The sequence below is a fragment of the Marinimicrobium sp. genome (genome assembly GCF_002695945.1).
Classification (GTDB): domain Bacteria; phylum Pseudomonadota; class Gammaproteobacteria; order Pseudomonadales; family Cellvibrionaceae; genus Marinimicrobium; species Marinimicrobium koreense.
This window is the reverse complement of record NZ_NZQP01000031.1, coordinates 17,651-30,312: the sequence shown is the minus strand read 5'-3', so window position 1 is coordinate 30,312 and position 12,662 is coordinate 17,651. Positions and strand designations below refer to the sequence as shown.

Genomic DNA, 12,662 nt, shown 5'->3' with positions numbered 1-12,662 from the left:
GGGGGCAACGGGGACCACGGCGGCCACGGTATAACCCGGTTGGAGACCCGCCGTGAACCCATCCCTGGGGGCTTCTCGTCGGCATCCATGCCTCCGAGAGTCTCCAACCGGTTTATACCGTGGCCGCCGTGGTCCCCGTTGCCCCCTATGGTGGGTTTAACGGGGTTGCCTGTGCGAACTATGCCTTCTTCGCGCGATACCCTTTATTTTTCACATCACGATCACGCACTTTCGCTTTCGGCTTACCTTTACCATCCGGCTTGCCCTTACCCGCAAACTTACCCGGCGCACGCTTATCGCCCGGTTTCGGACCGCGACGCTTGAAATCCGGCGCCGGACCATCGTTGCGCGGACCCGTGTCCTCGGCAATATTCAGCGGCCGATTGCGCACCCGCACCTTCTTCAGCAACTGCATCACCTCCGGCGACATACCCTTGGGCAGATCCACCGTGGAAAACTCATCAAACAACTTGATGTGACCAATATACTGACTGTCGATACCCGCCTCATTGGCAATGGCGCCGACGATATCCCCCGGACGAACCTCATGACTGCGNCCCACATCCANNCGATANCGCTGCAGGTCCGAATCATTGACGCGGGGCTTCGGCCCTTTGCCNGCCTTGGCTTCACGAGCCAGCTTGTTCTTGCCCTTGGTGCTGGGCTTTTCCGGACGAATCTCGGCCAGCTTCACCTGCAGCGGGCGCTCTTTCTGCACCAGATAGGCGAGGGCCGAGGCAATCTCCTCCGGTGAACGGTCCGTCTGATGNCTGAAATCGGCCAACAGATCGTTAAAGAAACTCAGATCCACACTGGTATCAAATACCTGCTGAATCGACTGCTTGAACTGATCAATNCGATGAGCGGTCACGGCGGCGCCGGTCGGCAACTCCATGTGCTTGATCGGCTGGCGGGTCGCCTTTTCGATCACGTACAGCAGGCGCTTCTCGCGCGGTGCCACAAACAGAATCGCCTTACCGCTGCGACCGGCACGACCGGTGCGGCCAATGCGGTGCACGTAGGCTTCACTGTCGTACGGAATGTCGTAGTTGAGNACGTGGCTGACCCGCTCCACGTCGATACCACGGGCGGCCACGTCNGTGGCGATCACGATATCCAGCTTGCCGTTTTTCAGCCGCTCAATGGTGCGTTCGCGCAGTTGCTGGTTCATGTCGCCGTTCAGCGCGGACGCTGCATAACCGCGGGCCTCAAGTTTCTCCGCCAACTCCACAGTGGCGTTCTTGGTGCGGGCGAAAATGATCATGCCGTCGAACGGCTCGACTTCCAGAATGCGGGTCAGGGCATCGAGCTTGTTGGTGCCGCTGACCATCCAGTACACCTGCTCGATGTTGGCGCCGGTGGAGGTGCTGCTGGCAATTTTGATTTCCTGAGGGCTGTTCAGATACTGGCTGGCAACCTTGCGGATCTGGCTGGGCATGGTGGCCGAGAACAGGGCGGTCTGGCGCTCCTTGGGTGTGTGCTCCAGAATCCATTCGACGTCGTCGATAAAGCCCATGCGCAGCATTTCGTCGGCTTCATCGAGCACCAGGCTCTGCAGCTTGGACAGGTCCAGCGTACCGCGACGCAGGTGGTCCATTACCCGACCCGGGGTGCCCACAACCACCTGGGCGCCGCGTTTGAGCTGGCGCAACTGGCCGCCCATGTCGCCGCCGCCGTAAATCGGCAGTACGTGAAAGTTGTTCAGCTTGCTGGCATAGCGCTGAAACGCTTCGGCCACCTGAATGGCCAGCTCGCGGGTCGGTGCCAGCACCAGAATCTGCGGCTCGCGCTGCTCGGGGTTGAAGCGCGAGAGCAGGGGCAGGGCAAACGCGGCGGTTTTACCGGTGCCGGTCTGGGCCATGCCCACGATGTCTTTGCCATCNAGCAGGGCCGGAATGGCGGCCGCCTGGATCGGCGAGGGCTGTTCGTAGCCGACGGACTGNATGGCCTGAAGCACGGGTTCAGACAGGCCCAGGTCGGTAAACAGCAAGGGGGTTTGTTCGGTCATGGAGTGTTAGCCTCAATATGCAATAGGCGCGCGGCGGCCGGAGCAGCGGGATAATGGGCGCGGCGTGGTCAGGGGGTGTTGTCGGGTGATCAGAGGGTGCGATCTCGGCAGGTCCGGGGCCTTATCGCGGCACGTTGGGCGTGTGTTCCGCCAGTGGGCGGTCGCNTGGGCTGCACTCTTGCAGCCATGACAGGTCCCTGTCGTCTCAGCTCTGCCCCGTAACACCATTTCCCCAAACGCATAGAGGGCTTAACTGAAGAGGCGCGGATTATAGGCGCATTTCATCGCCCGCGCAATGTTATCCTTGTCNGTAACAACCTGATGTCAATAAAGGAGCGAATTATGGCAAGCGTATTTTCGAAAGTGATTTCCGGCGAATTCCCCGGCCATTTTGTCTGGAAAGACGACAANGCCGTGGTCTTCATGACCATTCAACCGATTCGTGAGGGCCATGTACTGGTGGTGCCGCGTGAGGAGGTGGATCACTGGGATGACCTGCCGCCGGCCTTACTCAGCCACCTGATTCAGGTGAGCCAGAAAGTGACCAAGGGCCTGAAAGAGGCCTATCCGGCGAAGCGGGTGGGAATGATGATCGCCGGTCTGGAAGTNCCGCANACCCATATNCACCTGGTGCCGTTGGATTCAATGGGGGATTTGAGTTTTGACCATGCGANCAGCGCTGACGCCGAGGATCTGGCGGAGGCGGCGCAGAAGATTCGCAAGGTGTTGGTTGCCCAGGGGCATGGTGAAGCGNATTTGAGTTAAATTGGCNGGTGTGGTCGGGNTTTGNTNNCGGCGGATGCGGCNNTCGGCNTTATCCGCCCTACACGACCTGCCGTGGTTTGCGTAGGGCGGATAAGCGCGTGAGCGCGCATCCGCCGTAACCCAAGCTGAACCCTATGTAACACGTCAATGTACNTGCCCATTGGTATGAATCANCGTCACCACCGCCAGAATCACGAACAACATGAAGGCGCTGATGCGGGCGTACTTGAGCGGAATCTTGTCCATCAGCCAGCGGCCCGCAAACAGCACCGGGATATTGGCCAATAACATGCCCACCGTGGTGCCGATCACCACCATCAGAAAGGCGTCAAATTTGGCCGCCAGCACCACCGTGGCGACCTGGGTCTTGTCGCCGATTTCCGCCAGGAAAAACAGCACCAGAGTGGCCACGNATGGCCCGTATTGATGGAAGCGGCCAGGCTCATCGCTGGCCTTATCGGGAATCAGGGTCCACAGGGCGACAATCAGAAAGCTGCTGGCGAGNATCCAGGGCACCCACTGTGCGGGTATCAGGTCCGCCAGCCAACTGCCCAGCAGGGCGGACAGGGCATGGTTGATCAGGGTGGCGACCAGGATGCCGGCGGCAATGGCGTAGGGGCGGTGATAGCGGGAAATGAGAAGCAGCGCCAGGAGCTGGGTTTTGTCGCCGATTTCGGCCAGAGCCACGGCGAGAGTCGATCCGATCAGTGCTTCCATCAAAAACGTCGTCCGGGCGGGGCTGTTAGACAGAGATACACACACCACCCCGCCGGGATAAGCGTCTGTACCTCAGGTCTCATCAGCCCGACCCGTGCGGCGGAGCCGCAGGGTGGGGTGTTACTGCCATGCGCTGTGGCGCAATTATGTTGACAGTAACGCCAGCGATACTGCGCGCTGGCCGATTACTCCCCCGAGAGAGGGCTGCATTTTAGAAAGTGTTGCCCCGCAAGTCAAATGCGAATCGTTCGCCGTTCTCCGGCGGGGCTCCGAGGGGCCGTGGTGGCCGGGCTTCAGCGACGGCTGGCAGCCCCGCCGTAGGGCAACTCCGGCAAATAGGGTTCAATCAGCGCCAGCGCGTCTTTATACACCTGACGCACATCGGGCTTCAGGCCCACCTCCATCCTTCGGGAGAGCATGGTGATGGGGAACAGGCACTCCTCGGTGCCCTCGACACACAGCGCCCGGCTACGGCCCCGGTTGTCCTCGTAAATCTTCCACTCCAGCTCGTCCACTTCGGCGGCCATCACATTGCCCAGCACCGCGCCCAGCGCCTGAAGCGTCAACCGGTCGTCCTGATCGACCAGCTCCCGATCGACAATCCGCTGCAGCGTGGTCAGATCGCTCAGATCCTCGCGAATCTGGCTTCCGACCCGGGTGCGTGCCAGGTCGTCCACGCGCTGTACCTGTTGGGCCATGTGGTTGCGGTCCATCCAGGCCAGGTCCTCAATTGTGACCTCCTGGGCCAGAGTGGCCGGGCTGGCAAGCAGGAGCAGCAGGCCCAGACCGAAACACAATTTATTCATGGGTTACCTCTTTGGGTTTGGAGTCCAGTGCGGGAGAATCCTCGCCATTCTCTATCAGAGTGATGGGCTCCGGGTAGAGTTCATTCAAGGGCTGAGACAGGCCGGATTGTAACACCATGTGCACATGGTGGCGGCGCAGCAGGCGCGGCTCCGGAACGCCGCAGGCGTGGGCGATCAGCCCGACGCTGTAGGTCAGATTGCGCTGATAGTGGGCCACCCGCTCGGCCTTGTCGGTGGGGTCCAGGCCCCGTTGCAGTTTCGGGTCGTGGGTGGTTACCCCGGTCGGGCAGGTGTTTTTGTGGCACTGCATGGCCTGAATGCAGCCCAGGGAAAACATGAACCCCCGGGCGCTGGTCACGAAGTCGGCGCCGCACGCGATGGCCCAGGCCACCATGGAGGGGTTGATCAGCTTGCCGGAGGCGATCACGCGCACACGCTCTTTCAGGCCCGCTTCACTAAGCAGGTTGCACAGCCAGGGCAGGCTTTCCTTGAGCGGTAGCCCGACGTAATCCATCAGCGGTTGCGGGGCGGCACCGGTGCCGCCGTCGGCGCTGTCCAGGGTGATGAAATCCGGCGCCCGATCCACACCGCGAATGCGGATAGCGGCCACCATATCCCGCAACCATTGCTTATCGCCCAGCACGGTTTTGAAACCCACGGGTTTGCCGGTGACCTGACGGATGTGGTCGATCATATCCAGCAGGTCGTCCACCGAACGGATATCAGGGTGGCCGTTAGGGCTGATAGATGCGTGTCCTTCCGGAATGCCCCGGATTGCAGCGATTTCGGCGGAGACTTTTTCCGCCGGCAGAATGCCCCCCTTGCCGGGCTTTGCTCCCTGGCTGAGTTTGATCTCAAACATCTTGACCGATTCTTTGGCCGACAGCTGGATCAATTTTTCGTCCGAGAGTTTGCCGTCCAGGTCCCGGGCGCCGTACTTGGCGGTGCCCAACTGAAATACCAGATCGCCGCCTCCCTCTTCATGGAAGGGCGAGAGGCCGCCCTCACCGGTGTTCAGCCAGCAACNGGCCTTGGCGGCGCCTCGGGANAGNGCNCGCACNGCCGGNGCNGAGAGNGCGCCNTAACTCATNCCGGAAATNTGNAAAAAGGCCGAGGTCGTGTAGGGNTGCCGACAGTAGGGGCCAANAGTGACCGCCGAGGGNATGGCNGCNTCCNGCTCCAGAGTGGGGAAGGCCGANTTCAGAAACAGCACCGTGCCCGACGGGTTCAGGTCCCGGGTGGAGCCGAAGGCCAGGTTNAGNTCGAGGTTTTTGGCNGCCCGNTANACCCAGGCGCGTTCGGCCCGGTTGAANGGCATTTCCTCGCGNTCCATGGCGAAAAANTACTGCCGGAAAAATTCGCCCAGNTGNTCNAACCAATACCGAAAGCGACCGATCACCGGATAGTTCCGCCGAATGGTGTGTTTGCGNTGGGTAANATCCACCACNTACATGGCGNCNACGGTGAGCANCCCGACCCCGATCAGGGTGACAAAAANNAGGACCAGAATGGTCAGCAATTTCAGAGCAAATACATCNTCGAACATGGCAACCTTCANTGTCGGGCCGAAAATGGCATTGGCGTGAGTTCAANCTGGCCGCTATCATAAGGCTTTTAGNGGNCTGCGACCATGTCGCACCCCATACAANACCCTGTCANAAACCGAGGAACCTCCATGAAAGCCACAAAAATCATAGTCAGCATTCTGGTGGCCCTGATCGTTGTCATCGCCATCGCGNTGTTTATCGGCCTGCGNAACCTGGACACTCTGGTCGANNCGGCCATCGAGTCGGTNGGACCCACGGTGACCAAAACNGACGTNCAGGTGGATGGGGTACACATNGANNTGACCGANGGGCGGGGNACCATCAGTGGCTTGTCCATNGCCAACCCNCAAGGCTATTCGNATCAGCCGATTTTTCGNGTNGGCGANGTNNNGNTGGATATNCGNCCNNGTTCGATCACCGAGGATGTGGTGGTNATTGAGGANATCAAAGTCGATGGTGCCCAGCTCAANGCCGAGCATCGAGACCTGACCCAGATCAANCTCAAAACCCTGCTGGACCAGATGAGTTCCGGCTCCCNGGAAGAANCACCCAAGTCCACCACCGCCAGCCCCGATGTGCGCTTTATGGTGGAGAAACTGAGCTTCACCAACGCCGGNTTGANCTTGAGTTCGGACGAACTGGGCAATCGTGAATTGACGCTGNGGGACATCAANCTGGAAAACCTGGGTGACCGTNAGCAGGGGTTGACCCCGGCCCAGCTGACCCGGGCGATTCTCGACCCGCTTCTGCAGCAGGCCCGCCAGCGGGTGGAAGCGGAAGTGCGNTCGGANGCCGANGGCGCTCTGAAAGAGGAGCTGGAGTCCCGTATGTCCGATGACGATAAGGAAAAAGTCGACGCTGTCCGGTCATTGCTCAACCGCTGATCCACCTGCCTCCCCGGGGTTTCGCCCCGGGGATTTCCCCTNAANGTTTTTCTCTTCTGCCANAGAGACAATTGCATNCTGGNNNTGTAACCGATTACAATCNGTNGGCGTCGAACCNCTCCGGTCGACGGCAGCGTGCCAAAACAACGTCAATAACCCAATAANNAAGGTGTGATATGGTCAGGACCACCGTCTTTCACGGCCTGCTGGCGGGCCTGGTNGCCTTGCTGACGGCTTGCTCAGCNCCTCANTCTGACGCCCCGCAACAAACCGCAGGCTCCGTCGAGCCCATCACTGAGAACATTGATCCCGCCGCCCAGGCGCTCTGGCGCAACCTGCACCGGCTGAAAGGCGAGGGCTTTCTATTCGGTCACCAGGACAGCCTGGCGTACGGGGTACAGTGGCGTGATGACTCCGGGCGCTCCGATGTCAAACTCACCACGGGTGACTACCCCGCGCTTTACGGCTGGGATCTGGGACACCTGGAGCTGAACGATGCCCGGAACCTGGACGGCGTCCCCTTTGCGCGAATGCGGGACTGGATGCGTGATGCCTACCGCCGCGGTGGGGTGGTGAGTATCTCCTGGCATATGACCCACCCGGGTACCGGCAGCAGCTCCTGGGAAACCGACACCGGCGCCGCCGAGCTGCTGCCGGGCGGGCGATACCATCAGGACCTGCGCCTGGCGCTGGATCAATTTGCGGCGTTCGCCCGCTCCCTGGAAGTGTCATTGCCCGATGGCCGCACCGGACCCATGCCGCTGATTTTCCGGCCCTGGCACGAACACAATGGCGACTGGTTCTGGTGGGGCAAGGGGCCGACATCCGAGGAGGACTATCGAGCCTTGTGGCGCTTTACCGTGGACTATCTGACCCAAGAGCAACAGCTCCACCAGCTGCTGTTCGCGTTTTCTCCGGATCGCAGTCGGTTGACGTTGGATCAGTTTGAATCGTCCTATCTTTATGGCTACCCCGGCGATGACTACGTGGATATTCTCGGTATTGATAACTACTGGGATCTGGGCCATTCCGCCAACACCGCCACACCGGAGGAAGATGCCGGGCGGTTTATTGCCAGTCTGGGTGCCTTGGCCAAATTGGCGGCGCAGCGCGGTAAACTGGCGGCCATGACCGAAGGTGGCCAGGATACACTGTTCGAGTCAGACTTCTTCACCGAACGGCTGCTCAAAGGCTGGCAGGCGAACGAGTGGACGCGACAGATCGTATATATGCAGGTGTGGCGTAACGCCAATCGTGAGCGGGAGAGCCGGGATCACTTCTATGTGCCGTACCCGGATCATCCGGCGGCGGAGGATTTCATCGAGTTCCACCAACATCCGGCGACCCTGTTTGAGGCCGACCTGCCACCCCTGTACGAGTAGCGCTGATGCGCCGGGACGCAGGGAAGAGGGTGTCCGCTGGGCTGCCGTCTGTCGGCTGATTGACCGGCCCTGAGGGGATTTTCCGCGGCGCTTGCCGCCGCAGGGGACCGGCATCAGGAGCGCCGAGATGGGCGCTCGTAGGGGCGAAACTCCCGTCACTGCACAGCCCTCGGCGGACACCTGAGCCAAGTATAGCAACGGGCAGTCGCTATAACAGTGATTGCCATAGTCTATTGTGGAGCAAAAAAGCGCCGACATATGGTCGCATCGTTCTATGGCTGCTATCCTCAAGGCAAGCCTGTTGACGTGATAACGACCCTTTATGACCCCAGTACGGATAGCTCTGATCTACCTCGCGCTCGCCTCCTTGTGGATATTGCTATCCGACCGGGTGCTGTACTGGTTGGTCGCCGCAGACTCCACCAGCTTCCTGTTCTGGCAGACCACCAAAGGTTGGTTATTCGTCATCGCCTCCAGCGTCATCATCTACTTGTTGGCCTATCGGCTGAACTGGGCGCTCTCCCGGCAGCTCGATCTGAAACGCCGGCACCTGTCTCTCGTGCGCCGCAAAGCCTACACCGACTACCTGACGGGGTTGCCGAACCGTCGCTTCGGCCTGCGGGTCATGCGAAGGCTGCTGGGGCAGGCCGAACGCAGCGGCAAAGGTTTCTGTGTCATCCTGCTGGACCTGGATGACTTCAAACAGGTCAATGACAGTCTGGGCCACAGGGCGGGGGATCAACTGATCGTCGCGCTTGCGGAGCGACTCAAGGCCCAGCTCGGGCCCGGGGAGCATCTGGTACGCCAGGGTGGGGATGAGTTTCTGATGATGTGCGCCGGTACCGAAAGCCGCCATCGGGTGGCGGCCCGTACCGGTGCGCTGCTCGAAGCATTGACCGAACCGGTTACCGTCGACGGTATGGAACTGACCGTCACCGCCAGTGCCGGGGTGGCCTGTTATCCGGAGGACGGTCAACAGCTGTTGGGCCTGATGCGCAGCGTCGATCTGGCGTTGCATCACAGCAAAAAATACAAACACTGCTTCAACTTTTATCAGCCGGAAATGGCCACCAGCCTGCAGCATCGTTTTGATCTTCAGCAGAAATTACGCGAGGCGCTGGAAGAGGATGGGTTGGAAGTTTTCTTTCAGCCGGTGTACGAGCCGGTTGAAGGGCGCTGCACCGGCTCCGAGGCTCTGGTGCGCTGGCGCACGGCGGAAGGGTTTATTTCACCGGCGGACTTTATTCCGGTCGCGGAGCAGAGCGGGCAGATTCGCAAACTGGGCATGATGGTGCTCAGAAAAGCCTTTTTCCGTACGGTTGAACTGATCAGGGAGAGTGGTCAGCCGTTGACCATCTCGGTGAACGTTTCTCCCAAGCAGTTTGTGCACGGGTACATCGTCAGTGATCTGCAGCAGGCGTTGCACGAATCCGGTATCGACCCGCAGTGCGTGATTCTGGAAATTACCGAAGGCGTACTACTGAATAACGTGATCGAAGCGGCGGAAGTTCTCAATCAATTGACCGACCTGGGGGTCGCCATCTCCATGGATGACTTCGGTCAGGGCTACTCGTCACTCAGTTACCTGCGCCAACACCCCTTCAGTTATCTGAAAATTGATCGCAGTTTTGTGCAGGGCATGGATCAATCCCGGCAGGATCGTGCACTGGTAGAGGCGAGCGTGGCCATGGCTCAGGCACTCAATCTGAAAGTCGTGGCCGAAGGCGTGGAAACGCAAACCCAGAGTCTGGCGTTGGAAGGCCTGGGTGTGGACTACCTGCAAGGCTTTTGGCTGGCCCGCCCCATGCCGGGGGATGAATACCGGACTCTGGTTCTGCAGCAAACGGTCAACGCTTGATGCGCAGACTCTGGTGGATATGGGTCTTGTGTTTGGGCATTGCGGGCACGGCGGCCACCTGTTGGTTTATTGACGTTTCCCCTGAAACGATAACGGCCAGAGCGACGGAATCGACGCCTGAAAATGCACCGGCAATTGCTACGGACTATGAGCTCCGTTACCGCCGTTGCGACTTCCAGAGCCACTGGCGCAAAGACGTCCGCTGCGCCGACCTGTTGACGCCCGGCTATGCGACCGACTCGGGTGAGCAGCGTTTTCACCTGCCGGTGGTCATCCTCCGTTCCAGTTCGTCCGAGCGACGGGACGACCCGGTGATCTACTTGCCCGGCGGCCCCGGTGGTTCGGCCGGGCTCGATAAACACAGCATCGAATTCTGGCAGTCCTGGCAGGAATACAGCAATCTGCACCGTGACCTGATTCTGATGGATCGGCGCGGCGTGGGGAAAAGCGAGCCCGCGCTGACCTGCCCGGAGTATGACATCTACAGTGAGCAGGCCGTTGCTCAGCATATTGATCCGCAGCGGGAAGCGCGGGAAGCCGCCGAGTTGCTGCAAGCCTGTTTTGCGGACTTGGAGGCTGCGGGGCACTTTCGTCAGGATCAGTTTGGTACCCGGCAAAGCGCCGCCGATCTGGCCGCACTGATGCGCCTCTTGCCCTACGAACAGTTCAATCTGATCGGCGTGTCCTACGGTACGCGCCTCGCTCTGGCGACGGTAGCGTTGAACCATGAAGGGCCGCCGCCGGTGCGAACATTGGTACTGGATGCGCTTTACCCACCGGACCAAGGCGGACTGATCAGTTGGCCCGGTGTGGTAACCGAAAGCATCGAGCGTTTCATTCGCTGGTGCCAAGGGCGCCAAGGCTGCGCCGAGTCGGTGCCGGACCTGAACGCCTTGCTGATGCAGGCCCTAAAAACGTTGGAAAATCAGCCACTGGAATTGTCCGTGGACAGTTGGTACCGAACGGAATCCATCGAAGTGGTACTGGACGATCACCGAATGATGACCACGGTATTCAGCGCCCTGTATGACCATGGGGATTGGCCGATGATTGTCGAGGCGCTGCAGGGTGTTGTGAGCGAAGAGCCCGAACGAGTGACCCCGCTGGTGGAATCCTTCATCAACCAGGCGTTGGAGGGCGGCCTCTCAAGGCTGACGTTCATGGCGGTGAACTGCTTCGACCATACGCTGGGCACCGAGGCCGCCTACAGTGCGGAACTGGCCCGCTACCCACGCTACGCCGCCTATATGGATCGTTGGGACAATTACATCTGTCGCTGGTTGGGCTCCGCCGATGAACCTCTGCCACCCCTCGAACCGCCCGCCACACCCACGCTGATATTGGCCGGCGAACTGGACCCCGTCACACCGGCGCAGTGGTCTCGAGACGTGTCCCGTCGCTGGCCAGAGGCTCAGCTCTATATCGCCGAAGATGTCGGCCACTCGGTGATATGGTCGGACACCTGTGTAGAGTCAGCACTGGGCCGTTTTCTGGATCACCCGGAGCAGGAGTGGACGCCGGAGTGCGTGGCTGAGGTTGAATAGCGGTAAGAAGGTGTCGGGGCGGTTAATAGGCATAAAAAACCACCCAAGTTGGGTGGTTTCTGGTCTAGCGCTTGGCTAGTAATTTGGCTCCGCCTGCTGGGCTCGAACTAGGTGGATTCCACTGGAATTCACCAATGATTAACGGCGCGGCTGCGCTAATCATTGGTCCATAAAAAAACCACCCGAGGTGGGTGGTTTCTTCGTATTTGGCTCCGCCTGCTGGGCTCGAACCAGCGACCCAATGATTAACAGTCATTTGCTCTACCAACTGAGCTAAGGCGGAGTGGCGCCTTCCTGTCTGGAAGTGGTGCGTATCCTATAGTCCGGATTTGGATCGGTCAACCCTTTTTTCAGAAAAAAGTGCCCCTTTTGGGGTGGCCTGGTGACGGTTTGTGCAATTTGGGTGTTCTCTGTGCACTTTGGGTAATAACTGGTGCTTTTTCAACGGGTTAGATTGAGTGGGCTGGTGCCTGGCGTCGGGTCTTCTGCTGGTAATCCAGGCCGCTTTCCCTATACTGGCGGCTATGACTGAACAGACACAAAGGCTGCCCGACGAGGGGAAGCGCAACCCGCTGATCGGCCCCGTTCGGGAGCTACTGCAGGCCGCCCAGGGGGTGGCCCAGACCGAGTTTACCCTGATCAAAGGCCTCAAGACCCGGGGGCTGGTGGATCGGGACTACAGTTTTCATCCGCTGACCCTGTTCCGGGTGCACTTTCAGGTGTTCAACGCCCTGCATCGGCTCCAGGAGGAGTTTGCCTGCCAGGGGCAGGCGCTGGTGATCTCGCCCCTGGCGATCTATCTGCGGCCGCTGGCGGACGGGGAGAGTGCCCGGGCGGTATCCGAGGCGGAGGCGGGGCCCTTACGCGAGTTCTACCTGGATTGGTCGTATTACGACAACGCGACCGAAGAGACGGTGGTAGAACTGCTGGCGGGTTTCTGGAAGCGTCTGGGGCAGGGGGCGGCTCCCTCCGACCAGGAGCGGGCCGATGCCCTGGCAACGCTGGAGCTGACCGACCCGGTTACCCGGGAGGAAATCAAGCAGCGCTACCGTCGTCTGGCGATGGACCACCATCCGGATCGGGGCGGCTCCGAGCGGCGCCTGCAGCAGATCAACGCTGCCATGGCGGTACTAGGGCGGGGTCGCTAGCCG

The 12,662-nt window shown here is 60.1% G+C and carries 9 protein-coding genes and 1 tRNA gene; 5 read left to right on the top strand and 5 right to left on the bottom strand.

What is annotated here, in order from left to right:
• Positions 1-178: 178 nt before the first annotated feature.
• Positions 179-2,008: a DEAD/DEAH box helicase gene (locus tag CMG77_RS07920; protein ID WP_286903991.1), complete on the bottom strand. Its 1,830-nt coding sequence runs from the start codon at positions 2,006-2,008 to the stop codon at positions 179-181.
• Between the two features lie 321 nt (positions 2,009-2,329).
• Here CMG77_RS07920 and CMG77_RS07915 point away from each other — a divergent pair, with 321 nt between their 5' ends.
• Complete coding sequence (locus tag CMG77_RS07915) at positions 2,330-2,773, top strand: HIT family protein (RefSeq protein WP_502691788.1); 444 nt, start codon at positions 2,330-2,332, stop codon at positions 2,771-2,773.
• Between the two features lie 144 nt (positions 2,774-2,917).
• Here the strand turns inward: CMG77_RS07915 and CMG77_RS07910 are convergent, their stop codons facing one another.
• From CMG77_RS07910 to CMG77_RS07900, 3 genes are all read right to left on the bottom strand, one after another.
• A complete protein-coding gene (locus CMG77_RS07910; RefSeq protein ID WP_286903987.1) occupies positions 2,918-3,490 on the bottom strand; it encodes a TMEM165/GDT1 family protein in 573 nt (190 codons plus the stop codon).
• 293 nt (positions 3,491-3,783) lie between these two features.
• Positions 3,784-4,296, bottom strand: coding sequence for a DUF3806 domain-containing protein (locus CMG77_RS07905; RefSeq protein ID WP_123637558.1), 513 nt, complete (start codon positions 4,294-4,296; stop codon positions 3,784-3,786).
• Positions 4,289-5,386 carry a glutamate synthase-related protein gene (locus CMG77_RS07900; RefSeq protein ID WP_353743464.1) on the bottom strand — a complete coding sequence of 366 codons (1,098 nt, stop codon included), beginning with the start codon at positions 5,384-5,386 and terminating at the stop codon, positions 4,289-4,291. Before CMG77_RS07900 ends, CMG77_RS07905 begins: the two co-directional genes overlap by 8 nt.
• A gap of 1,517 nt (positions 5,387-6,903) precedes the next feature.
• Between CMG77_RS07900 and CMG77_RS07895 the strand changes: the two genes are divergently transcribed.
• The 3 genes from CMG77_RS07895 (at position 6,904) to CMG77_RS07885 (ending at position 11,511) form a co-directional block, all read left to right on the top strand.
• The gene (locus CMG77_RS07895) at positions 6,904-8,109 is read left to right on the top strand and encodes a glycoside hydrolase family 26 protein (protein ID WP_286903985.1); all 1,206 of its coding nucleotides are present in this window, start codon (positions 6,904-6,906) and stop codon (positions 8,107-8,109) included.
• A 322-nt stretch (positions 8,110-8,431) separates the two neighbouring features.
• On the top strand, positions 8,432-9,967 hold the full coding sequence (locus tag CMG77_RS07890; protein ID WP_286806862.1) for a putative bifunctional diguanylate cyclase/phosphodiesterase: 1,536 nt from the start codon (positions 8,432-8,434) through the stop codon (positions 9,965-9,967).
• Between the two features lie 26 nt (positions 9,968-9,993).
• Entirely contained in the window at positions 9,994-11,511 is a 1,518-nt protein-coding gene (locus CMG77_RS07885) for an alpha/beta fold hydrolase (protein ID WP_286875723.1), read from the top strand.
• 207 nt (positions 11,512-11,718) lie between these two features.
• Here CMG77_RS07885 and CMG77_RS07880 read toward each other — a convergent pair.
• A tRNA-Asn gene (locus CMG77_RS07880) sits at positions 11,719-11,794 on the bottom strand.
• 241 nt (positions 11,795-12,035) lie between these two features.
• On the opposite strand from CMG77_RS07880, the gene CMG77_RS07875 reads away from it, so the two are divergent.
• The gene (locus CMG77_RS07875; protein WP_286806859.1) at positions 12,036-12,659 is read left to right on the top strand and encodes a DNA-J related domain-containing protein; all 624 of its coding nucleotides are present in this window, start codon (positions 12,036-12,038) and stop codon (positions 12,657-12,659) included.
• The last annotated feature ends 3 nt before the right edge of the window (positions 12,660-12,662 follow it).

What these genes read in the sequence shown, in the direction of transcription:
- CMG77_RS07905 (WP_123637558.1), bottom strand. Translation starts at nt 4,296, where the DNA reads ATGAATAAATTGTGTTTCGGTCTGGGCCTGCTGCTCCTGCTTGCCAGC.
- CMG77_RS07875 (WP_286806859.1), top strand. Translation starts at nt 12,036, where the DNA reads ATGACTGAACAGACACAAAGGCTGCCCGACGAGGGGAAGCGCAACCCG.
- CMG77_RS07890 (WP_286806862.1), top strand. Translation starts at nt 8,432, where the DNA reads ATGACCCCAGTACGGATAGCTCTGATCTACCTCGCGCTCGCCTCCTTG.